The following is a 21,415-nucleotide window of genomic DNA, read 5'->3' on the forward strand; positions in this document are numbered from 1 at the left end:
TATATAAACGCCTATTGACAAGTGACCGACCGTTCGCTATAATATAGATAGCAAGTGAACGATGGGTCACTCTTTATTTTTGGAGGATGCTATGGCAAAGGATACAAAGGAAAGAATACTTGATGAAGCGCTCAGGCAGTTTTCGCAGAAGGGATATGACGGTACGAATATCCGTGAGCTGACTGCATCGCTGGGGCTTGTAAAGTCATCAATGTACAAACATTATAAGAGTAAAGAAGAAATCTGGAACTCTTTGCTGGACAGAATGATCGCATATTACAATGAACGTTTCGGTTCGGCGGATAATCTGCCTCCTGTACCCGATACTCTTGATGAACTTGTTGCAATGACAATGCGGATGGTCGATATTACGGTGCATGACGAAAAGATCGTGATGACAAGAAAGCTGCTGTCTATTGAGCAGTACCGTGATGACCGTGCAAGGCAGCTTGCAACGAAACACTTTCTCACCGGGCTGACTGAGATGTTCACATACATTTTTGACGGAATGATGAAAAAAGGCTTGCTGAGGAACGATGCCCCCAAAATGCTTGCGTTTGCTTATACTGCGCCTATTTCTTCGCTGATACATCTTTGTGACCGCGAGCCTGAAAAAACGGCTGAGGCTATTTCACAAATCAAAGAGTTCAGCCGGCATTTTATCCAAGTTTACGGGCAGGATGACTGATTATCCGGATGAAACAAACGGAATGACTCATGTGTCGTCGATTTCAAGGGAAGAATGGCTGAATGAAATTACTGAGAATCACCGGACAGGAAATGGAGAATAAAAAATGAATAGAAAAGCACTCGTCGTAATTGACATTCAAAATGACATTACTAAGAATTACAGAAAGATCATTGATCGGATCAATCAGGCTATCGAATGGGCTGTGGCAGAGAATATGCAGATCATTTATATCAAGCATAATAATCTGTCCGCCGGTACACGCACATTCAAGCCTGACACAAAAGGGGCTGAGCTGGTTCCTGAAATGAAGGTGGTGTCCGATAATATCTTTGTGAAGACGAAAGCAAATGCGCTTACAAGTGAGGAATTTACAGAGTTCATTGAAAAGAACGGAATTAAAGAGTTCTATGTTGCCGGTGCTGACGCCACTGCTTGTGTTAAATCCACCTGTTTCAACATGACAAAGGCAGGATATGCCGTTCATGTCATCTCCGATTGTGTGACCAGCTATGACTTAAAGAAGATGCCGGAAATGCTTGCCTATTATGAGGCGAAGGGCTGTGAGGTCAAGAGCCTTGCCCTATTTTTAGGAATTAAATATCAATATAAGAGATTGGACAATAACAATTTTGCAGGCCATTCATTGGATGATTTTGTCCGTCACCAGACTGTTACAGAGTGTTGGAGAAAGACAGACAACGGTTGGGAGCTTGTGCCGAATGTCTTTGAAGAAAACTGGTCGCAGGAGCAGTGCCGGAAAATGGCAGAAGAAATATTGCATAATATAAACCTTGACCAGACCGGCTTTGGCGCCTTCGACGGTGAGCGGCTCATTGGTTTTGCGACTGTCTCCCACCGTATATTCGGAGTTACGGCAAAATATGTGCAGCTGGTTTGTTTTCAGATATCAGAGGAATACAGGCGTCAGGGTATCGGCAGGAAGCTCTTTTCTATGGTCTGCGAAGAGGCGCGGCAGCTTGGTGCGGATAAACTGTACATATCCGCTCATTCCTCAAAAGAGTCACAGGCGGCATACCGGGCACTTGGCTGTACGCCTGCGGAGGAGGTCAATGAGGAACTGGCAGCAGAGGAGCCATTTGACGTCCAGATGGAATACAGATTATATGGCATATAAGTGAGGTGCGGTTTATGAGTTTGCGGAACGTACAGGCGCAGGTCTGACAGTAATGCAGGACGGTGAGCATTGGTTCCACACAGAGGAACAGTTGGATTTTATGACAAAATGGCTGGCGGCAAATATATGCTGATCGTCGGCACAACAAATATTTGAGAAAAATATGGAAGGAACATTGACGGTATTTTTTGACGAACCGTTCTGGGTGGGAGTATTTGAGCGCTTTGATAATGGCAGGCTGTCCGTATGTAAGGTCACATTCGGTGCAGAGCCGAAGGAACAGGAGATATATGAATTTGTTCTCATACATTTCACCGAACTGCGGTTCAGTCAGGAATTTGATATAAAACAGCGCAAAACCGCAAATAATCCCAAGCGGCGGCAAAGGGACGCAAGAAAACAGATGAAGCGTTCGGGTGTCGGCACCAAGTCACAGATGGCGTTACAGATGCAGCTTGAACAGAATAAACAGGAACGCAAGGTGAAGACCCGTGAACAGAAGCTTGCAGACAAACAACGGATGTTTGAGATAAAACAGCAAAAGAAAAGAGAAAAACATAAAGGACGATGATAGACGTATCATCAAAAAACGCCGATATTTCGATGATGACACACTCCGTGTCGCCGATGTGACGCAGCGGTTCTTTACATTTTCACAGTTCCATGGTATCCTGAGATCAGCCGAAAGGCAACCGCAGTAACCTGCTAACGAAAGGATCTGATGTAATGGAAAAGAATGGAAGAAAATTGCTGCTTGCAGGCTTGGGGATGCTGGCGGCATTCGTGATCTGGACGATGCTGATACAGACTGTTGATGTGCAGCCTGTCGGACAGAACGGAACGAACATCGGCTTTGCCGAACAGAATCAATGGTTTCATAAGTTGACAGGCGTACATATGGTACTCTACACTGTCACTGATTGGTTGGGACTTGTTCCGATAGCCGTCTGTATGGGATTCGGCGTACTCGGTGCGATTCAGCTTTTCAGAAGAAAAAGCCTGTTCAAAGTAGACAGCGATATCCTGTTGCTTGGGGTATATTATATCCTTGTGATCGCAGGCTATCTGATCTTCGAGATGATTCCTGTCAATTATCGCCCGATCCTCATTGAGGGGCGAATGGAAGCCTCTTATCCGTCCTCGACAACATTACTTGTTGTCAGCGTGATGCCGACACTTGCCTTTCAAGTGCGGCGAAGGGTGCAGAACAGTGTTGTTAGAAAGACCGTATATTCTTACACTGCTTTTTTCACGCTCTTTATGGTCATTGGACGGACTGTATCGGGCGTACACTGGCTGACGGATATTATCGGGGCATTGCTGCTGAGCGCAGGGCTGTATCTGCTGTATCACGGCACTGTCAGACTGACGGAGGGAAGAAATGGAATTTAGTGAAAAATTACAGACTTTGAGAAAGCAGAAAGGTCTGACACAGGAAGAGCTTGCTCAGGCGCTTTTCGTATCACGCACAGCGATCTCAAAATGGGAATCAGGAAAGGGATATCCGAGCATTGACTCCCTGAAGGAAATCTCCAAATATTTTTCTGTCACGATCGACGAGCTGCTGTCTTCGGAGGAACTCATCACCGCCGCACAGGACGACAACCGTAAAAATATAGCCGATCTTCTCGACCTGCTGACAGGCTGCGCCGATATCATGGCGTTGATGTTACTGCTCCTGCCGCTTTATCCTGAGAGGTTGGGCGGCACATTTACGGCGGTCAGTTTGCTGCGGTATACGCAAATTGCATTGCCGTTCGCTTGTGTCTGTTGGGGCTTGATGATCCTGCTGATCACAGTAGGTGCAGTCAAGGTGTTGATGCATTACAGGCATATCGAAAAGGGACACAGTGCTGTGACAATTCTTTCTTTTGTTCTGAGTATCATCTCTGTGCTGTTCCTGACAGCTGCAAGGCTGCCGTATGCGGTGACGGTCATGTTCCTGCTGCTTATTGTCAAGGGGATACTGGTTTTCAGGGTACACAGCGTTTAATGTGACAAAGCATTTCCTCACCGGGCTGACCGAGATGTTTACACATATCTTTGAGGGCATGATGAACAACGGTCTGCTGCGGCGAGACGACCCGGAAATGCTTGCCTTTGCCTACACTGCGCCGATCTCTGCGCTGATACATCTCTGCGCCCGCAAGCCTGAGAAAACAGATGAGGCAATGGAGAAGATAGAGCAGTTCAGCAGACACTTTATCAAAACCTACGGGATATGATCTTGGGAGGGGATAGCAATGAAAGATGCTGTGATATGCATACACGGCAAAGGCGGCAGTGCAGAAGAAGCAAAGCATAAGGGTAATGAAAGACAAAATTGAAAAAGGACAGATACGATGAAAATATATCTTTACGGCATGATATGCGGCTCAAACAGCTTCAAGCTTGACGCTTTCCCGGAACCGGACGAGTACAGCGAAATACAGCAGTACGCACGCTTTATCGGCGGCGAGACAGGTACCTGTGCGACGGTGCTTTCCTCCCTCAGCGCGGAGGTCAGAATTGACGGCACGCATATTGGCAGGAGCACGGCGCAGTTGACCCGTGACTTTTACAGAGACAAGCAGGTGGATTTGGGCTCGCTGACTTTTGATGACAGCTTTGAGGGTCTTGAGGACTATGTGATAATAACCGGCAGTGACCGCACGCCGTTTGGCAGGTTCGCACACTTCTTCGGGGAATATTACAACAGCGGGATAAAGCACTGGAACGCGCCGAAAGAGACCGATATAGCGTGGTGCGATTTTGCTGCGATAGATGAATTTTTCGGTGAGGATTCGCAGTCTGCCGCCGAAATGTGTGTCCGGCTCGGAAAGCCCTATGTTACTATCGACTGCAAATACGACAGCTATATCCACCGTCACGCAGCTGTTGATGTCATCTCAGGCGAAGGGCTTAAAATGCACTACGGCGATGTCAGCCGCGAGGAAATGTTTCCGCGCTATGCCGAAAATACAAACGGATTGACCATAATCACAAACGGCGGGAATGAGCTTTTGTACGGCAGAAAAGGCGAGCCTGTCAAAACATTTCAGCCGTTTCGCGTTGAGGTCGCAAGCACGCTCGGTGCGGGAGATACATTCAAAGCGGGCTGTACATACGCACTGGCAAACGGCATGAGCGATGATGAACTTGTGAGGTTTGCAAGCGCTTGCGCGGGTGTTGCAATATCCCGATATCCTATGCAGCTTGATCCACCGAAATTGCGTGAAATACAAGAACTAATAATACGATGATATTGCGGAATGACGTAGAACGACAAATCAGGATTCAGGTGAACAATATGAATAAAGAATGGTCTGAACTGAACAAAACAATGCAGACTCAAATCAAAAGGAAAGATACCTATACTGACGGCATAAGTACCCTGTTTGAATTGCGTAATAGCCTTATGCAGACGATCATATCATTCAGGGAAAATCTTTCCAGAGAGGATTATAATGCGATACCTTTCATAAATGCAGACGGCTATCATAGTAAGACGATCGCATATTCTTTATGGCATATTTTTAGAATCGAAGATATTGTCGCACACACACTAATAAATTGTGATGAGCAGATATTCTTTTCGGGCAATTACAAAGAGCGCATTAATTCTCCGATTATCACAACAGGTAACGAGCTTGTAAAAAATGAAATATCTGATTTTTCAAAGCAGTTGGATATAAATGAACTATATTCATATATTTCTCAGGTCAAAGAGAGTACCGAAGCAATTCTGTGTGAAATGCCTTATGAAATGCAGAAACAAAGAATATCTCCGGAACGCAGAGAGATACTGCAAAAAATGAATGTTGTAAGCAGTGATGAGAATGCTGTGTGGCTTATTGACTATTGGTGCGGCAAGGATATTCGCGGCTTGATACAGATGCCGTTTTCAAGACATTGGATCATGCACATAGAAGCAAGTTTGCGTATTGAAAGCAAAATACACAAATGACATAGATCTTGTTAATGTGATCGAATATGATGATAAAAGAAATATTTGTAAAAGTAAAAATATTCAGGCTTCGTTTGCGGGTTGATAATCGCGGTCTTCTTACATATGTCTTTGATGAAAACAGCAATGATTTCAAGCAAAAAGAAACGAGGATTTACAGCATGCCTGAAGAAGGTGCTTTCTTTGGAATACACTACAGAGAAGTGAGCAATCCTATGACTAAGTTTGTGACTGTCATAAAAGGAAGAGGGCTTGATTATATTGTTGATCTGAGAAAAGAATCGCCAACATATCTTCAATGGGAGTCAATTGAACTATCGGCAGATAATGCTTTAGCGGTACTGATTCCAGGCGGATTTGGACACGCTTTTATTTCCTTGCAGAATGACACAATACAGCTCTACTCTGCAGACAGAAAAGGCGATGCTGCTCATTCAAAACATATAAATTATAAAGACCCAAAAATCGGTCTCAAATTGCCCATACCTATTACCGAGATTTCGGATTATGATTTAAATGCTCCGTTTATTTCAGACAGTTGAGACGAAAATTAAGATTAATGTGTGAAGAGAGAGAAAAATGAATATACATATTCAACCTGCAGATATGAAATATATTGATAGCTGCATAGAAATTCTGCAAAAATCGAATTTAGGAAAAGCGTATTTCAGCGATCGTGAAAAGGCAGCTGATATGCTTACTTATGCAGTCGGACAAAAAAACGTATATGTTGCATTGAATGAGAATGAGAAATGTTTGGGCTTTATTTACTACATGACAAACGGTGTCTTTGGAAGTTACCCGTATCTTCATATTGTTGTAGTAAAGGAAGAATATAGAAGCTGTGGTATCGGTAAACAGCTAATCAAGTATTTTGAGGATAAAGCCTGCGATTCTTCTTCGGCAAAGTATTTTTTAACTGTAGATGATTTTAACCTGAGAGCGAAAAAGTTATATGAAACTCTGGGATATAGGTGTGTTGGGGAACTGCCTGATTTTTATAAGAATGGAATTAATTGCTATTTGATGATGAAAAGAAGAGGGTAAATAACTTTTCGATTTTGTGTTGATGAATTAATTAGAATATAATTTCGTATGCTTATGCTATAACACGCAAAGAGTGAGAAGCACTAAAGTATTAATCCCGAATTTGTTGACCACATTCAGAAGGAGGCTCTGCCATGAGGCTGAAGAATGTACTGATAGTTGTAAAAGATATTGAAAGAGCCAGACGATTCTATCATGATCTGTTCGGTCTTGAGTTGGTTCTTGATAATGAAGGAAACATGATTCTTACGGATGGGCTTGTCCTGCAGGAAGAGCAATACTGGAAGGAGTTTCTCGGACGCGAGATCATTCCGGAGAACAATTCCTGCGAGTTGTATTTTGAAGAGCCTGACATAGAAGAATTCGTTGAGAAGATGGAAAATCTCTATCCCGAAGTCAGGTATGTGAACCGCCTCATGACGCACTGCTGGGGACAGAAGGTGATACGATTTTATGACCCTGACGGCAATCTTATCGAAGTGGGAACTCCTGTTTAAAATGGCGAATATTATTAACGCTATCAGAATTGTTTGCAGTATAGCTTTGCTGCTCTTTCCCGCATTTTCACCGATGTTTTATACTCTGTACATTGCTGCGGGGATCAGCGATATGATAGACGGTACGGTTGCAAGGAAAACAGATACCGTCAGTGCGCTTGGATCAAAACTTGATACTGCTGCTGATTTTGTTTTTGTGGTCTGTTGCCTGATAAAGCTGCTCCCGATCTTTAATATCCCTACATGGTTATGTGTATGGATCGTATTGATAGCGCTAATAAAGGTAGTCAACATCATTTCAGGATTCAATGCACAAAGAAAGCTGGTGGCTGTTCATTCAATAATGAATAAGGTGACAGGAATATTGCTTTTTATACTACCCTTGACATTTTCTATAGTCCCACTGAAATATTCAGCAATTCCGGTATGTTCAGTGGCGACTTTTGCAGCTGTTCAGGAAGGGCATTACATCAGAACGGGAATGAGTAAAAACCAAAGTGACGATTAAAGCATTGAATCGAGAAGAATTAGAACAGAACATTTGATGATAATGTATAATCATCAAAATCAATATTGCTCCCCCAAAATTAAACCTTGCCACAATCCATAAGCCACTAAAACCAAATCGTCGTAAAATGGAGACTTATTTATTGCCAACGAATCAAAAACGGCAAGGTTTAACAATTTTATTCCAAAGGGTAACAGTTAAGAGTTAATGATATTCAATAACAACACCCTTTTCTTTAAGTTTTTTTCGACTTCATCGGAAAACTTAGTATCGAAAACTGTAAGTTCCCTAAGCGAATCCATGCTGCATATGTCACTTCCTATCTCCTTATCGGGATGCACTAATGTTAATGATGTAACACTATCCATTTTATCAAGTCCGAATATGTTTCCATAGGTGCTAAGATATAGTGTTTCCAACTTATCCAGTTGTGAAAAATCTTCACAATCAATATCATTCGGACAAACAATGGTGAGATCTGTTATGGGTTTCAATTCGTTTAATTTGTTTAAAGACAATTCTGTTTCAGTATAGATGTACAAGGTTTTTATTTTTTTTTTAGCTCAGATATATCTTCAATAGTTGAAAAATTACTATAACTAAGATGCAATTCTTCCAATTCAGTACATTTGTTCAAGCTTGACCAGTTCATACATTTTCCAGCAATACTTAATTCTTTTAAATTGGGATTTGAAATGTCATTTATATCAATATCGTAAGCCATAATCTCTAACACTTCAAGTTCAGTACAGTATCTTATAAATTTTATACACGGTGTATGAGTTGAATATAAATTAATTTTTTTACATTGTTTGACAGGTAAAAACTCTCCGCCTTATCATTATCACAAAAAATCAAAAACGGCTTGCCGAGATAAGGTGTAAAAATTCTTATCAATGCAATACATATAACGCACACGATAATAAAATGTTTCTTTTTATTCATAGCTGGTCTCCTGATTATTATTACCTGAATCCGCAAAGTTCAAAAGCATCAAAGCAGAAAAAAACATGACTATACAGGGTTTTATGTCTGTTTTGAAGTTCTTGAAAAGTTCACCCATCGGGTTAAGTCAAAAACAATAATGATAGTGCTGAAAAGTGCCAAAATATCAATGCTTTTTACTCATATTTGTCAATTGAACTTTGTGGATTCAGGAATTAGTCAAAGAGAACAAAGTCTTAATAATCCACAGAATGTTAAGAACAATAAAAACAATCTGAAAAAAATATATATCTGTACTTATTATGGTTTTTATAGTGTTTATAATTGCTACGCAAAGATAATAACAGTGAAGAAAATGTTAATAGAAGAAATATCAACTCTTTCATGGTTTTCTCCATCCTAACGATTCACAAATCATAGCACTATCATCAATGTAATATGGCGTTATTTTGTAAAAATTTCCGCTATCGTCAACCTTACATATGTATCCAGGTGTATCCCACTGATACCAAAAATCGGTTATCGTATTTGCATAATCACAACGATACACGTTAAACTCACTGCTTGATTTTAAACTTGTATCCAGTGCATCTTTTAGGCCTTGCTTCTCCCAATAATTGGTTATCTTTAGTATCATATTGATATTAGGAGTAGTTCGAACTTCACTAATAATGCCCAACCATAAAGAAGAGGCTCCAGCCTTATCGCTCAATATAAATGCAATTAAAGAAGTATGAGCACCTAGATTATTAACTACTATGGCACGCATATTTTCTTCACCAATTTTTGTTTTCGCACTGGAAATATCTTTATGAGTAGTGACTGTATTGTTTATTTCATCGTAGGTCGTTTCGACAGGCAGGAGCATACCAATATCATCAAAATACTTGAAAACATTGTATTTCCTTATGCCTTTAAGATCTTCTGGAACAGCAGCATCCTCGTCGTTGGTATCAGCGAAGTCGTTCTCATCTTTAACTTTAAAATTCAGTGCTACATCTTTGAATGAAGTGCCTTCTTCACACTCAAATTCAGGAACAACGCCAACCACCATATCACTTTCGATAACACTTGAATATTCGCTTTCAGATGCGCTGAGCGAAGCCGATACATCGCCAGAAGCTGTTATGTCGAGCGAAACCTTGAAAGCGTTATCATCGGTGTTTATCTCCGAAAGAATCTCCGAATCTTCACCGATGTGCTGATCAAACGTTTCTTCTTCAGAAGAGCCTGACTCAGGTTTGCATAGTTTGCTCAACTCGACAAGATCTAGAATATCGACCTTACCGTCCAAGTTGACATCAGCGTTTTCCATATCAAGCTCATTGTCACCGATCAGACGAACGAGCCACTTGTGCAGAAGCTCCCTATCATCTGCATTTATTGCACCATCATTGTTGACATCGCCTTTGGAATTAAGAACACCTTGTTGTTCCGACCAAAGAATAATGTTCCGTACCCTGCGCGCTTTCTTCCTCAGCATTTGCAGGCAAAACTGCTGACATAATTTGCAGGCAAAACTGCTGACATATTTGTTATCATGGTCAGTGATAGCAGCCCCGAAACGATACGTTTCAGTTTTTTTGATTGTTTGGGAATCATTTTAACCCTCCTGAATGAGATTCATGCCAATATGGCAAGGCAAATTCCATAAGATTGACAATTTGCAGAATTTATTATAACATATATGATTTAAAATGTCAATACAATATATATAATTTCATACGTAAAAAATTTATATTTGATTCTGTGTTATATGTCTAAAATTACCAAGTTCAAGTGCAGACTAATAGGCAAAAGTCTTGATATTACAGCATTTTGGTCATTCTTCAAAGTGCTTGAAAAATCACCAAATAGATGATTTCAAATACGCAAATAATGATACTTTTAAATATTACTACACCAATACATTTTATAATGGCTAATGCACCTTAGAATAGAGGTGCTGATACACTTTGATCGTGCTAACATAAAGTTTGCAAATTCAGCTACATTACAGTAAAAAATATTCGCTTAGACTGTAATGATAGCGAGAATGGTTAATGTTTGCAGTTCCCAAGCAGGTTTATCAAGTTTAAAGTCAAATAATTAAGATAAAAATAGCAGGTAAAATTACATAGCCACAACTGCGTTATATGCAGTTGCGGCTATGTTTTGTATCGAATATGGACTGCTATTATTGTATCTATAGTTGTGGTTCATAACCCTCAACCGCTACATTCATTCCGATATGGAGCGCAAGCGTACCTGCATGAGCCTGCTGTCCAAGTGTGCGTGACCGTCAGCGGAACGTAAAAGTATCGTCAGCCAGCATCTTGAAAACTGCATATTATCGGGAAATCTTACGCTTTTCTCGTCAAATCAATAATTTTGTGAAAAATTGTAGTGTTGGTATTTTCTTAACTTTGACTTATAGCTTTTTAAGCCATCTTGTTTTGATCATAATAGAAGATACTAAAACTTACTGTTGATATAAAAAAGAAAAGAGTATCAGTCTCCCGTATTATAGGAGATTGATACTCTTTTTAGTTGTTATTTTGTTTTGGGCGGTAAAGGTCACTTATGGGTTATCCATCTGTAGCGCTTAATATTTTTAATGACTGGTACGCCAGGGATACGAGTAAAAAGATCAGAGCCGTTTTCAAGGCTAAGGGGCAGTCGGGCAAACATCTTTCCAATCCGATCTACGGCTACAAGCATTCGGAAACGGACAAGAACCTTTGGGTGATCGACGAAGAACCCGCCGAGGTCGTTCGCAAGATTTTTCATCTTTGCATTGACGGTTACGATCCGGCGCAGATTGCTCGCATTTTGACGGAAGAAGGAATTGCTACGCCGACGGCTTATGCTCTGTCACAGGGCAGGGATAACGGTCACAAGAATGCCAATCTTAATCGTTGGGGTATGGAGACTATTTCGGGTATTCTCGAAAAGCCCGAATATGCAGGTCACACTGTCAACTTCCGTACTCATGTGAAGTCCTACAAAAACAAGAAACGTGTGGATAACCCGAAAGAGGACTGGCTTATCTTTGAGAATACCCATGAGCCTATCGTTACTCAGCAATAGTTCGATTTAGTGCAGGAGCTTCGCAAGAACAAACGCCGTCCCACCAAACATGAGGAAGTCAATCCGTTTTCGGGTATGGTCTACTGTGCGGACTGCGGAAAGAAAATGTATCTGTGCCGAGCGACAACCATGACCGCTGACCAAGAGCATTTGAAATGTGGAACCTACGCCAAGGATAAGAATGGCTGTACTATTCACTTCATCAGGACGATCGTTCTGAAAGAGATCATACTCGGTGAACTGAACAAGATGATTTCCTTTGTCAAGGAGAATGAGGACGAGTTTGTGCAGGCAGCGATGGATAATTCCGTTCAGAAGCAGTCCTCGGAGCTTGCCAAGTCCAGGAAAAAGCTGAAAGATGCTGAGAAGCGTATTGCTGAACTTGACAGGCTGTTCACACGGCTTTATGAGGACAATGTATCAGGAAAAATCTCTGATGAGCGTTTTGCAGTGATGTCAGCAGGATATGAGGACGAGCAGAAGAAGCTGAGATCAACCGTAGCAGAGTTGTCCACCTACATTGATACTGCCGAACAGAAGTCCGCCGATGTGACAGCTTTCATAAAGGCAGTACAGAAGTATGAGCATATCACAGAGCTTACTCCTGAGATCATGCACGAACTTATCGAAAAGATCGTCATCCACGCTCCCGACAAGAGCAGTGGGCATCGCACTCAGGAGATCGAGATTCACTATCGTTTCGATGTTGCTGTAACGACTGCCGTTGCTGACAGTATGAAGTACGACAAAAAGAGAAAGGCTGCGTAACCGCCGAGGTTACGCAACCTTATCTTCAAATCATAAAAACTTCTTTATGAGTACCCGTTTTACCCTGACGGTGTTGTTTTTTACTTGACGCGGAGCCGCTCGGCTTCCGCCTGATCGGGCTTTACGTAGACCGTTTTCTGGTCGGTGAAGATGACCATGCCCGGTTTTGCGCCGTTCGGCTTTTTAACGTGGCGAATCAGCGTGTAATCCACAGGCACCTGCGAGCTCTGACGCGCATTCGAGCAGTACGCCGCAATCCTCGCCGCCTGCATTATCGTCGAGTCGGGAGGGGTCACGCCGCCTGTCACGATAACGGTGTGTGAACCCGTTATATCGTGGGTATGCAGCCATATATCGTGCTTCTGGGAGTCTTTCAGGGTCAGCTTGTCATTCTGGCGGTTGTGCCTTCCGACAAGTATCGTGAAACCGTCGTCGGAAACGAACTTCATTGGGGGCAGCGGACGGTCGGCTTTTATCCTGCCGCCGCGTCTGCGCAGATAGCCCTGCTCGGAAAGCTCCTCGCGCAGCTGGTCGATGTCCGAATCGCTCTCCGAACGGTTGAGGGAATCGAGCACCGAGTCGATGTAGCGCTGTTCTTCCTCGCCCTTGGAAATAAGCTCGCGGAGCATTTTTTCGGCAGTGTCGGCCTTACGGTACTCCTTGTAGTAGCGCTGAGCGTTCTGAGAGGGTGTGAGCCGAGGGTCGAGGGGGATGTCGAGCTCCGACTGATCCTCGCTGTAGTAGTTGACGCACCTGACGGTGGTCTGACCCTTCTGTATCGCGTAGAGGTTCGTCATAATGAGGTCGCCCATGATCTTCAGGCGTTCGCGGTCGGCGCACTCGGCGAGCTCCTGACGCTGGTTCGCGACACGTCTCGCGATGCGCTCGGAAAGCGAGGTCAGCAGGCGGAACAGGTCCTGCGCCTTCTGACGGATGCGCTCAGAACGGCTGCGCTGTGAATAGAACACGTCGAGCAGTTCGCAGGCGCTCTCGGCGTGAGTCAGCTTCATCAGGCTGCCGAAGTGGGTTATCTCGGTGAAGCAGAAGTCTTTCAGCTGACCGTCGGGGGTGCTGAGTATGGTGTAGCGGGGCTTGCCCTCGGTGAGCCGTCTGCCCTGCTCTTCGAGCCAGTCGGAGAGCTTCGCGGTCTCGCCGTAGGTCAGCTCGGAAGCCGCCTTGTCATCGCCTATCGTGAGCTGAACAGCCTCGTCCGCGAACACGGGGGATATACCCTCGATTGTCTGCACGAGGGCGTTCGAGATACGCTTTGCGCCGAAGACCGACAGCCCCTTGCCGAGACGTTCGCTGTCGAGGTCGGTGAGGCTGAGGCGCGGCGCACGGGGCGGCAGCGTGTAGGCTATCCCCGGGAGAACGGGTCTGACCGCCGACATATCGGGGGTGACGCGCTTGATGCTGTCGATTATCTTTCCGTCGCCGCCGATGAGGATGAGATTCGAGCGTCTGCCCATTATCTCAACCGCAAGGGTCAGCGTTTCATGGTCGCCGAGTTCGTTGACCGTGTCGAAATCGAAGCAGAGGATTCGTTCGCAGCCGTCCTGACGTATAGCCGTCAGCCTGCCCGAACCGAGTCTTTTTCTCATGAGCATACAGAACATCGGGGGTGTTTTCGGGTTCTCGATGCTCTCGGCTGTAAGGTGTACTCTCGCTGTGCCTGCTGCCGAATTAATTAGCAGCCTGTAGGCGCCCTCACGGGTGCGTATCGCGATGACCAGCTCCTCGCGGGAGGGCTGGTATATTTTATCGACCCTGCCGTTCAGGAGCACTTCAAGCTCCTCACGCACAAGGCTCAGAAATATTCCGTCTAATGCCATTTTATCGTTCCTTTTCCTGTCTTATCGGTCTCACAGGGTGAGACGGTTCACTTTTTCAGTCTGTATCCAATGCCCCACACAGTCTCGATGTAGTCTGTGTCGGGGTCGCATTCTTTCAGTTTTTTGCGGAGCTTGCTGATATGGACGTTGAGGGTGTTGTCGTCGGCCGAGGTCTCATAGTCCCACACCGTATCGTAGATGAGCGACTTTGTGCAGGTACGGGTCGGCTTCTCCATCAGGAGTTTCAGCAGCAGAAATTCGTGCTTCGAGAGCTCGACGGGCTTTTCGCAGCAGGTGACGCTGAAGCTCTCCTCGTCAAGGATCATGCCCTTGTAGGTCAGAACATTCTGCGAAACGGGTTCGGAAGTCTGCCCGACGCCCGAGCGAAGTCTCGCGGCTATCCTCGCAAGCAGTTCCTCGTTATGGAAAGGCTTGGTCACGTAGTCGTCCGCCCCGAGTGTGAACAGCCCGACTTTCTTGCCGACATCGTGGATGGCACTGGTGACGATTATCGGGACGTCGTGCTTCGCTTTCAGGTCGCGGATGATCTCTTCGCCGCTCTTGCCCGGAAGCATGAGGTCCAGCAGGATAAGGTCGATGCTGCCGCTGTGGGCAAGCAGACCCTCGGTCCCCGAATAAGCGCTCACCGTGTCGTAGCCGTTTCGCCGCAGAAGCAGGCGCAGCATATCGTTGATATCAGTGTCGTCCTCGATTATCAGAATGGTGCTCATCGTTTCACTCCTCAAAAAATCCGAAATGCTCCATAGCCTTGTACAAGCCGTCCGCGTGGATATCGTCGGTCACATAGTCGGCGTAGGGAGCGAGCATCTCGCCGTTGCCCATGGAAATCGACGTGCCGACCGCCGAGAACATCGGCAGGTCATTGAGACTGTCGCCGATGGCGTAGCACTGCCCGCGCTCCAGCCCGAGACGCTCGCGGACAAAGTCGATGCCCGTAGCCTTGCTGCAATTCTTCGGGACAAGCTCCGCGAAGGTCTCACCGCGCTCTATCCACGCGAAATCCTCCTCTATCTTCGGGCGAAGGTGTTCAAGGTCGGTCTTTTCGTCAAAGCTCAGCACGAACTTATCGAAGATGAAATCATCGTCGTAGACCGTGCGGTTATCCGACAGACCGTTGATGCCGAGGGAGTCATGAATACCGCAGACGGGCTCGATACGCCGTGTTTTCGGGTCGCTGAAAATACCGCCGCGGTGTTCGTACATAGGGCAGCCGTCGTATTTTCTCACCGTCTCGGCAACGCTCAGGCAGAATTCTCTGCTGAGCCTGTTGTAGAACAGCTCCCTGCCGCCGCACTCGATGTACGTCCCGCAGCCGCAGATAAAGCCGTCAAAGCCCATGCTGCGGATCTTTTCACCGACCATCACGGGCGTTCTTCCCGTGTTGACGAACAGCAGATTCCCCGCTTTCCTTGCAAGACGGAGAGCCTCAAACGTGCTTTCGGGCACGACATGGTCGCCGTCCTCGGGGATGAGCGTCCCGTCAACATCAAAAAACATTATCTTTTTCATATTCTTTTCCTTTTTCTTTCCCAATAAATGCGGTTCAGGCTCTGTTGAGCTTCACGCAGAATGTAACAGCCTCGCCCTCAACGGTACAGCTTATCTTGCCCTTGTGAGCGTCTGTTATGGTCTTTGCGATGGACAGCCCGATGCCGCTTCCGCCCGTCTCACGGGTGCGCGATGAGTCGCCGCGGTAGAACCTGTCAAACAGCAGCGTCAGGTCGCCCATCGGCGGGTCGGTGCACAGGTTCGTGATCTTTATGCGGACGTGTTTTGCCGACGCGGTCATCAGGAAACTGATGGGGCTGTCGGGCTTTCCGTACTTGACGGCGTTTTCGAGCAGAGTGGAGATGAGCATATCGAGCATCTTCACATCGCCGCTGATGTGGACGTCCTCCGCTATCTCGGTCTCAAGGGGCTTGCCTTCCGCCGAACAGTAGGTCATGAAATTATCGGTCTGTTCCCTTGCGAGGGCTGAAAGATCGACATCGGCGAAGCTGAACCGCTGGCTCTCCTGCGACTTCGCGAGCATCAGCATACGTCCCAGCAGGTCGCTGAGTCGGTCGGTCTGATTTATGGTCGAACGCGTCCATTCGCTCTCCCCCGATGTCATTTCGATGACCTCAGTATTGGCACGGATTATCGCGAGGGGCGTTTTCAGCTCGTGACCCGCGTCGGTTATGAAGCGGCTCTGCTTCTCGCTGTTGACGATGACGGGGCGCACCACACGCTTCGACACCAGCACGATGATAAGCGAGAACACCACCAGCAGTCCCCCGCTTATCGCCAGCGAGAGCTCGCCGATGCGGATCAGACCCTCGGCAGAGTTGGAGAAGTCGAGGAACACCGCAAGCCGCGTGCCGTCGGGATTCGTGACCGTCTGCCATCTGAAACCGAAGTTGTCGTAAAAGCCCTTGTCGTCGTTCTTTGCCAGAACGTCAAGGGCATATTTCTCCGCCTGATCCGAATTGACGCTGGCGATATGCCCCGTATCGAGCTTGACTATCTCGCCGTTCGCATCGGCAGTCGCGGTGAAATATCGGGTCGCATATCGAAGCTCCTTGTCGGCGCGTTCATCACGTCTGTTCTTGAACTCCTGATAATTGCCGCCGAAAGCTGATGCGGCATTCTGCGAGCCGTATGCCTGATCGGGTTTTGAGGAAGGTTTATCCGAGGGCTTGAACTGGTTGTCGAACATCATGACAGGTTCGGGGAAACTGCCGCCGTTGTCGCAGATCATCTGCAAAAGCCTGTCGGTCTGTTCAAGCATCGAGCGGTAATTCAGGCCGTTGATGAGCAGTATCATCAGCAGCTCTATCACAAACAGTGCGCCTATCGCCGCTATCGAAAAGCGCAGGCTGAGCTTTTTAAGCATCGTATTCGAGGCTGTAGCCGCTGCCTCTTGAAGCCTTGATGGTGACCTTCGAGCCTGCCGAATTCAGGCGGCGGCGAAGGTAGGAGATATGTACCCAGACGGCGTTTATCTCGGTCTCGGAATCGTAGCCCCACACCTTTTCCATGAAACGTTCGGTGGAGATGAGCTGATGGGGGTTCGAGATAAGGTACTCCATCATCTGGAACTCCTTGTTGCCGAGACGGACCCTGCCCTTGGGACCCGCTATCTCGAATGTCGTGCGGTTGAGGGTGAGGTCGCCGAAGCTGATCTCGTTCGAGGGGGCGGCATCCTGTGCCATGCGCCTTGTCATGGCGCGGACTCTCGCAAGAAGCTCGCTCATGGCGAAAGGCTTGGTGAGGTAGTCATCAGCGCCCGCGTCAAGACCCGTGACCTTGTCTTCGAGCTCGCTCTTGGCGGTCAGGAGCAGCACGGGAAGGCTCACGCCCCTTTTTCTCAGCTCTCTGAGGGCTTCGAGACCGTCCATCACGGGCATCATGATATCCATGATGATGCCGTCGTAATTCCCTGCGAGAGCATAGTCAACGGCTTCCTTGCCGTTGTACACCGTATCGACTGAATAATTGTTATGCTTGAGCACAGCCGCAAGCGCGTTGGAAAGCTCCTTTTCATCCTCTGCGAGTAATAATCTCATAGAAAACTCCTTTGGTCGTTGTCCGTAAAGCATCGCATACTACATTGATTATAGCACAAAACGCCGCCAAAGTCAACGACTGCTGTCAATTTTTGCATCCGTCCCCGCAGAACAAAGACCCCTCCGCAAGGATACGGAGAGGCCGTGACATCATTTTTGTCTGTTGTATTTCACTCTGAGTGCGATGGTCATGTGAGTGCTTCCGCCCGAGCCGTTCATGAGTGAGTAGCGGAAAACGGCGTCAAAACCATGCTGCATCGGCATATAGAGCATATCCTCGCCCTTGACGCTGAGTTCCATCTTGCCGTAGGCGGTGTTCATGACGGTGGAAGTCGTCTGCTGAGGAAGAATGAGCATCTTGTAGCTGAGCTCGCCCTTGCGCTCGAACTCGACGTTCTCGGCGGTCAGCTTGACACGGGTCTCGCAGCCCTCTTCTTTGTAGATAAGCTCAAAACCGCCCGTCACGAGTCTGTAAAGGCAGTCACCCTTGACGGTATCGACGTTGCCGTCCGAATTTGTCTCAAGCTCGAAAACGGCTGGCTTGAATATTTTATCGGTCAGTCCCATAAGAACCTCTTTTCTGTTCCTTTACAGCTTGCACTGCGCGATCTCGCACTCGGCATCGCCCAGGAATCTGCTGACATTTTCCTTGAAAAGCTGAACACTGTCGGTGCAGAACAGCTCTACCCTACCCTTGTGGGAGTCGGGTTTCAGCGCGTTCTGTGCTTTGAGCGCTTCGTATGTCATCTCGGCGGTGACGCCGCTCGAAGAGATGAGCGTGACATCGTCCCCCATGAACTTCCTGATAACATTCTCGAACAGCGGATAGTGGGTACAGCCCATGATGAGCGTATCCACGCCCTGTTCCTTGAGAGGTGTGAGGTACTCCTTCACGAAGAACTCGGCAGGTTCACAGCCGAGGGCGGTGTATCCGTTCTCGGCAAGCGGCACGAGAAGAGGACAGGCATTCGAGAAAACGCTGATGTCTGGGCACTGGCGCTTTATCTCCAGCTCATATCTTCCCGAACGGATAGTCGCTGGGGTCGCGATAACGCCTATCTTATTGTTGCGGGTAGCTTCACAGGCTGCATCGCAGGCAGGGATGATGACACCGCTGTAGCAGCTTATCCCCGTACCCTCGAAGATGTTGTCATCCGCGATGACCGACGAAACGGTACCGCAGGCGACGAGCAGCAGCTTTACGTTATGCTTCTCCATGAAACCCACGTCCTGCTTTGCGTAGCGGACGATGGTATCACGGCTGCGCGTGCCGTAGGGAACTCTCGCGGTATCGCCGAGGTAGACGATATCCTCGTGAGGCATAAGTCTGATAAGCTCCTTAACACAGGTGAGCCCACCCACACCTGAATCGAAAACGCCTATCGCACCCTCTGAAAGGTCTCCGTATAATGTATCTATCATCTGATATGCCACCTGTCAATCGCTGTTTTCGAGAGCAAGTTCGATAAGTCTGCGCTCCTGCTCTTCAAAGGGGATGCCCTCATGCTCCATCAGCTTCGGGTACATACTGATAGGAGTATGACCGGGAAGGGTGTTTATCTCGTTGAGCACAGGCTCGTCGCCGTCGCAGAGGAAGAAATCGACTCTCGACAGACCCGAGCAGCCCATCAGCTTGTAAGCTCTGACGGCGGTCTCGCGGATGCGCTGAGAAGCGGTCTCGCTGATAGCGGCGGGAATTATCGTCTCGGAAGAGGCGTCGTTGTACTTTGAGTCGAAGTCGTAGAAACCGACGTTCGCGCTCTTTATCTCGCCGACCGCCGAAGCGAAGGGGTCATCGTTGCCCATAACGGCGCACTCGCACTCGATGCCGTTCACGCCCTGCTCGATAAGCAGTTTCCTGTCGGAAAGGAATGCCTTCTTGATGCCCTCTTTGAGCTCTGCAGCGTTCGTGCATCTCGAAACGCCCACTGAAGAACCTGCGCAGCAGGGCTTTACAAACATAGGATATGTAAGCTCGCTCTCAGCCTTCGCGATGAACTCATCGACCTTCGAGATGTCGCTGTAGCGCATGGAAATGTACTTCGCCATCTTCACGCCCGAGGAACCGAGCACGATGTGGGTGAGTTCCTTATCCATGCAGTTTGCGGAGGATATCATATCGCATCCGACAAAAGGCACCTCGCTCATGGCGAAAAGACCCTGGATAGTGCCGTCCTCGCCGTTCTTTCCGTGCAGCACGGGGAAAACGACATCGGCTTTGAGGGTTGCGTAAGTGCCGTCCGCCTCCAGCAGGATAAAGCCCTTGTGCAGGGGGTCGGGGGACATGATGCAGGGGACGTTGTCGGAGTCGCGTTCCCACGCGCCCGATGCGATATCGTCAACACTGCCGATGAATCTTACCCAATGTCCCTTTTTGGTGATGCCGATGCAGATGACCTCGAACTCATCCTTCGGGATGCTTCTGATAACGTGTGCCGCAGAGACGTTTGAAACGTCATGCTCGCTCGACTTTCCGCCGAATATAACGGCAACTTTCTTCTTTGCCATACTTATTACTCCTCTTTTATCCGAATAAGATATCTGAAAGAAGAAACAAGCGGTCTTTCAGCCGTCAGCAAGTGTTTCTTATTTCAGATACCTTATTACATATTTAATGATATCCGTGTTATTTTATTCCTGCGAGTTCTTCAAAGCTCAGTTTTCCGCCGAAAAGGTCAAGCGCCGAACCCACAGTAAAGTCAACTTTTCCGCCGCCGCATTTTCTCAGGAGCTCTATGTCCTCCATCGAAGCTATGCCGCCTGCGTAGGTGCATGGTATCGGCGAGCTGCCGCAGATACGTGCGACCTCCTCCTCGATGCCGTGCTGTTTGCCCTCAACATCCGCCGCGTGGACAAGGAATTCCGCGCAGCAGCCCGAGAGCTTTTCAAGGGTCTCCTCACAGAAGCGGAGTTCGGTCATTTTCTGCCAGCGGTCGGTGACGACGAAATACTCGCCATCGGGGGTCTTTTTGCAGCTGAGGTCAAGGGTAAGATGTTCTTTCCCGACCAGAGCCGTGAGCTTTTCAAGCCGCTCCATGTTGGCTCTGCCGTCCTTGAAAACATAGCTCGTGACGATGACCTGTGAAGCACCCATTTCAAGGAACATCTGTGCGTTATCGGGGGTAACACCGCCTCCGAGCTGCAATCCGCCGCTGAAAGTGCCGAGCGCGCGCCTTGCCTGTTCGAGGTCGGCTTCGTAATGCTCGCTCCCGACAGGATTGAGGATTATCACATGGCCGCCCGACAGACCGTAACGTCTGTACAGGTCGGCGTAGAAGGCGCCGTCCTGCTCGGAAACGAAATTATCCTTCGCGCTGTCGCCCTCGTCTCTGAGGGACGAGCCGACTATCTGCTTTACTCTGCCGTTATGTATGTCTATACATGGACGAAATCTCATATTTCCACCTT

At 47.3% G+C, this 21,415-nt stretch carries 24 protein-coding genes and 1 pseudogene; 13 read left to right on the top strand and 12 right to left on the bottom strand.

Annotated features, from left to right (window positions below):
- Positions 1 to 91 precede the first annotated feature (91 nt).
- The 12 genes from BT142_RS12815 (at position 92) to BT142_RS12870 (ending at position 7,824) form a co-directional block, all read left to right on the top strand.
- Positions 92 to 688 carry a TetR/AcrR family transcriptional regulator gene (locus BT142_RS12815; RefSeq protein ID WP_072418590.1) on the top strand — a complete coding sequence of 199 codons (597 nt, stop codon included), beginning with the start codon at positions 92 to 94 and terminating at the stop codon, positions 686 to 688.
- 106 nt (positions 689 to 794) lie between these two features.
- On the top strand, positions 795 to 1,826 hold the full coding sequence (locus BT142_RS20015) for an isochorismatase family protein (RefSeq protein WP_072418591.1): 1,032 nt from the start codon (positions 795 to 797) through the stop codon (positions 1,824 to 1,826).
- Between the two features lie 163 nt (positions 1,827 to 1,989).
- Entirely contained in the window at positions 1,990 to 2,397 is a 408-nt protein-coding gene (locus BT142_RS12825; protein WP_072418592.1) for a YjdF family protein, read from the top strand.
- A gap of 155 nt (positions 2,398 to 2,552) precedes the next feature.
- Positions 2,553 to 3,218, top strand: coding sequence for a phosphatase PAP2 family protein (locus tag BT142_RS12830; protein WP_072418593.1), 666 nt, complete (start codon positions 2,553 to 2,555; stop codon positions 3,216 to 3,218).
- Positions 3,208 to 3,819: a helix-turn-helix domain-containing protein gene (locus tag BT142_RS12835; RefSeq protein WP_072418594.1), complete on the top strand. Its 612-nt coding sequence runs from the start codon at positions 3,208 to 3,210 to the stop codon at positions 3,817 to 3,819. The genes BT142_RS12830 and BT142_RS12835 overlap by 11 nt, the downstream gene beginning before the upstream one ends.
- Before the next feature lie 34 nt (positions 3,820 to 3,853).
- On the top strand, positions 3,854 to 4,051 hold the full coding sequence (locus BT142_RS12840; protein WP_139182234.1) for a hypothetical protein: 198 nt from the start codon (positions 3,854 to 3,856) through the stop codon (positions 4,049 to 4,051).
- 117 nt (positions 4,052 to 4,168) lie between these two features.
- Complete coding sequence (locus BT142_RS12845; protein WP_072418596.1) at positions 4,169 to 5,068, top strand: carbohydrate kinase family protein; 900 nt, start codon at positions 4,169 to 4,171, stop codon at positions 5,066 to 5,068.
- A gap of 47 nt (positions 5,069 to 5,115) precedes the next feature.
- Entirely contained in the window at positions 5,116 to 5,772 is a 657-nt protein-coding gene (locus BT142_RS12850) for a phage head-tail adapter protein (RefSeq protein WP_072418680.1), read from the top strand.
- Between the two features lie 26 nt (positions 5,773 to 5,798).
- Positions 5,799 to 6,314 (top strand): dTDP-4-dehydrorhamnose 3,5-epimerase family protein, encoded by a 516-nt coding sequence (rfbC, locus tag BT142_RS12855; protein WP_072418597.1) that lies wholly within the window; start codon positions 5,799 to 5,801, stop codon positions 6,312 to 6,314.
- 37 nt (positions 6,315 to 6,351) lie between these two features.
- Positions 6,352 to 6,819 (top strand): GNAT family N-acetyltransferase, encoded by a 468-nt coding sequence (locus tag BT142_RS12860; RefSeq protein WP_072418598.1) that lies wholly within the window; start codon positions 6,352 to 6,354, stop codon positions 6,817 to 6,819.
- 134 nt (positions 6,820 to 6,953) lie between these two features.
- Entirely contained in the window at positions 6,954 to 7,316 is a 363-nt protein-coding gene (locus BT142_RS12865) for a VOC family protein (protein WP_072418599.1), read from the top strand.
- The gene (locus tag BT142_RS12870) at positions 7,273 to 7,824 is read left to right on the top strand and encodes a CDP-alcohol phosphatidyltransferase family protein (protein WP_242871975.1); all 552 of its coding nucleotides are present in this window, start codon (positions 7,273 to 7,275) and stop codon (positions 7,822 to 7,824) included. Before BT142_RS12865 ends, BT142_RS12870 begins: the two co-directional genes overlap by 44 nt.
- 197 nt (positions 7,825 to 8,021) lie before the next feature.
- On the opposite strand, the gene BT142_RS19635 is transcribed toward BT142_RS12870, so the two are convergent.
- From BT142_RS19635 to BT142_RS12880, 3 genes are all read right to left on the bottom strand, one after another.
- Positions 8,022 to 8,366 (bottom strand): hypothetical protein, encoded by a 345-nt coding sequence (locus BT142_RS19635; protein WP_242871974.1) that lies wholly within the window; start codon positions 8,364 to 8,366, stop codon positions 8,022 to 8,024.
- 5 nt (positions 8,367 to 8,371) lie between these two features.
- Complete coding sequence (locus tag BT142_RS19640; RefSeq protein ID WP_242871973.1) at positions 8,372 to 8,548, bottom strand: leucine-rich repeat domain-containing protein; 177 nt, start codon at positions 8,546 to 8,548, stop codon at positions 8,372 to 8,374.
- A 603-nt stretch (positions 8,549 to 9,151) separates the two neighbouring features.
- Complete coding sequence (locus BT142_RS12880; RefSeq protein ID WP_072418601.1) at positions 9,152 to 10,252, bottom strand: dockerin type I repeat-containing protein; 1,101 nt, start codon at positions 10,250 to 10,252, stop codon at positions 9,152 to 9,154.
- Between the two features lie 1,079 nt (positions 10,253 to 11,331).
- Here BT142_RS12880 and BT142_RS12885 point away from each other — a divergent pair.
- Positions 11,332 to 12,606 (top strand): annotated as a pseudogene (locus tag BT142_RS12885) (recombinase family protein).
- Positions 12,607 to 12,686: 80 nt separating this feature from the next.
- Here BT142_RS12885 and BT142_RS12890 read toward each other — a convergent pair.
- The 9 genes from BT142_RS12890 to hisA form a co-directional block, all read right to left on the bottom strand.
- Positions 12,687 to 14,438, bottom strand: a complete 1,752-nt coding sequence (locus BT142_RS12890; RefSeq protein WP_072418602.1) for an Rqc2 family fibronectin-binding protein — start codon at positions 14,436 to 14,438, stop codon at positions 12,687 to 12,689.
- 47 nt (positions 14,439 to 14,485) lie between these two features.
- Complete coding sequence (locus tag BT142_RS12895; RefSeq protein ID WP_072418603.1) at positions 14,486 to 15,169, bottom strand: response regulator transcription factor; 684 nt, start codon at positions 15,167 to 15,169, stop codon at positions 14,486 to 14,488.
- Positions 15,170 to 15,173: 4 nt separating this feature from the next.
- Positions 15,174 to 15,968 (bottom strand): HAD family hydrolase, encoded by a 795-nt coding sequence (locus tag BT142_RS12900; protein ID WP_072418604.1) that lies wholly within the window; start codon positions 15,966 to 15,968, stop codon positions 15,174 to 15,176.
- Positions 15,969 to 16,002: 34 nt separating this feature from the next.
- On the bottom strand, positions 16,003 to 17,334 hold the full coding sequence (locus BT142_RS12905) for a sensor histidine kinase (protein ID WP_072418605.1): 1,332 nt from the start codon (positions 17,332 to 17,334) through the stop codon (positions 16,003 to 16,005).
- Entirely contained in the window at positions 17,327 to 18,007 is a 681-nt protein-coding gene (locus BT142_RS12910; protein ID WP_072418606.1) for a response regulator transcription factor, read from the bottom strand. Before BT142_RS12910 ends, BT142_RS12905 begins: the two co-directional genes overlap by 8 nt.
- Before the next feature lie 150 nt (positions 18,008 to 18,157).
- Complete coding sequence (locus BT142_RS12915; RefSeq protein WP_072418607.1) at positions 18,158 to 18,574, bottom strand: YwiB family protein; 417 nt, start codon at positions 18,572 to 18,574, stop codon at positions 18,158 to 18,160.
- Between the two features lie 21 nt (positions 18,575 to 18,595).
- Positions 18,596 to 19,429, bottom strand: a complete 834-nt coding sequence (gene murI, locus BT142_RS12920; protein WP_072418608.1) for a glutamate racemase — start codon at positions 19,427 to 19,429, stop codon at positions 18,596 to 18,598.
- A gap of 15 nt (positions 19,430 to 19,444) precedes the next feature.
- A complete protein-coding gene (locus tag BT142_RS12925; protein ID WP_072418609.1) occupies positions 19,445 to 20,515 on the bottom strand; it encodes a D-alanine--D-alanine ligase family protein in 1,071 nt (356 codons plus the stop codon).
- A 118-nt stretch (positions 20,516 to 20,633) separates the two neighbouring features.
- The gene (gene hisA / locus BT142_RS12930) at positions 20,634 to 21,404 is read right to left on the bottom strand and encodes a phosphoribosylformimino-5-aminoimidazole carboxamide ribotide isomerase (RefSeq protein ID WP_072418610.1); all 771 of its coding nucleotides are present in this window, start codon (positions 21,402 to 21,404) and stop codon (positions 20,634 to 20,636) included.
- Positions 21,405 to 21,415 lie beyond the last annotated feature (11 nt).

It is taken from the genome of Ruminococcus sp. YE71 (genome assembly GCF_900119155.1).
Classification (GTDB): domain Bacteria; phylum Bacillota; class Clostridia; order Oscillospirales; family Ruminococcaceae; genus YE71.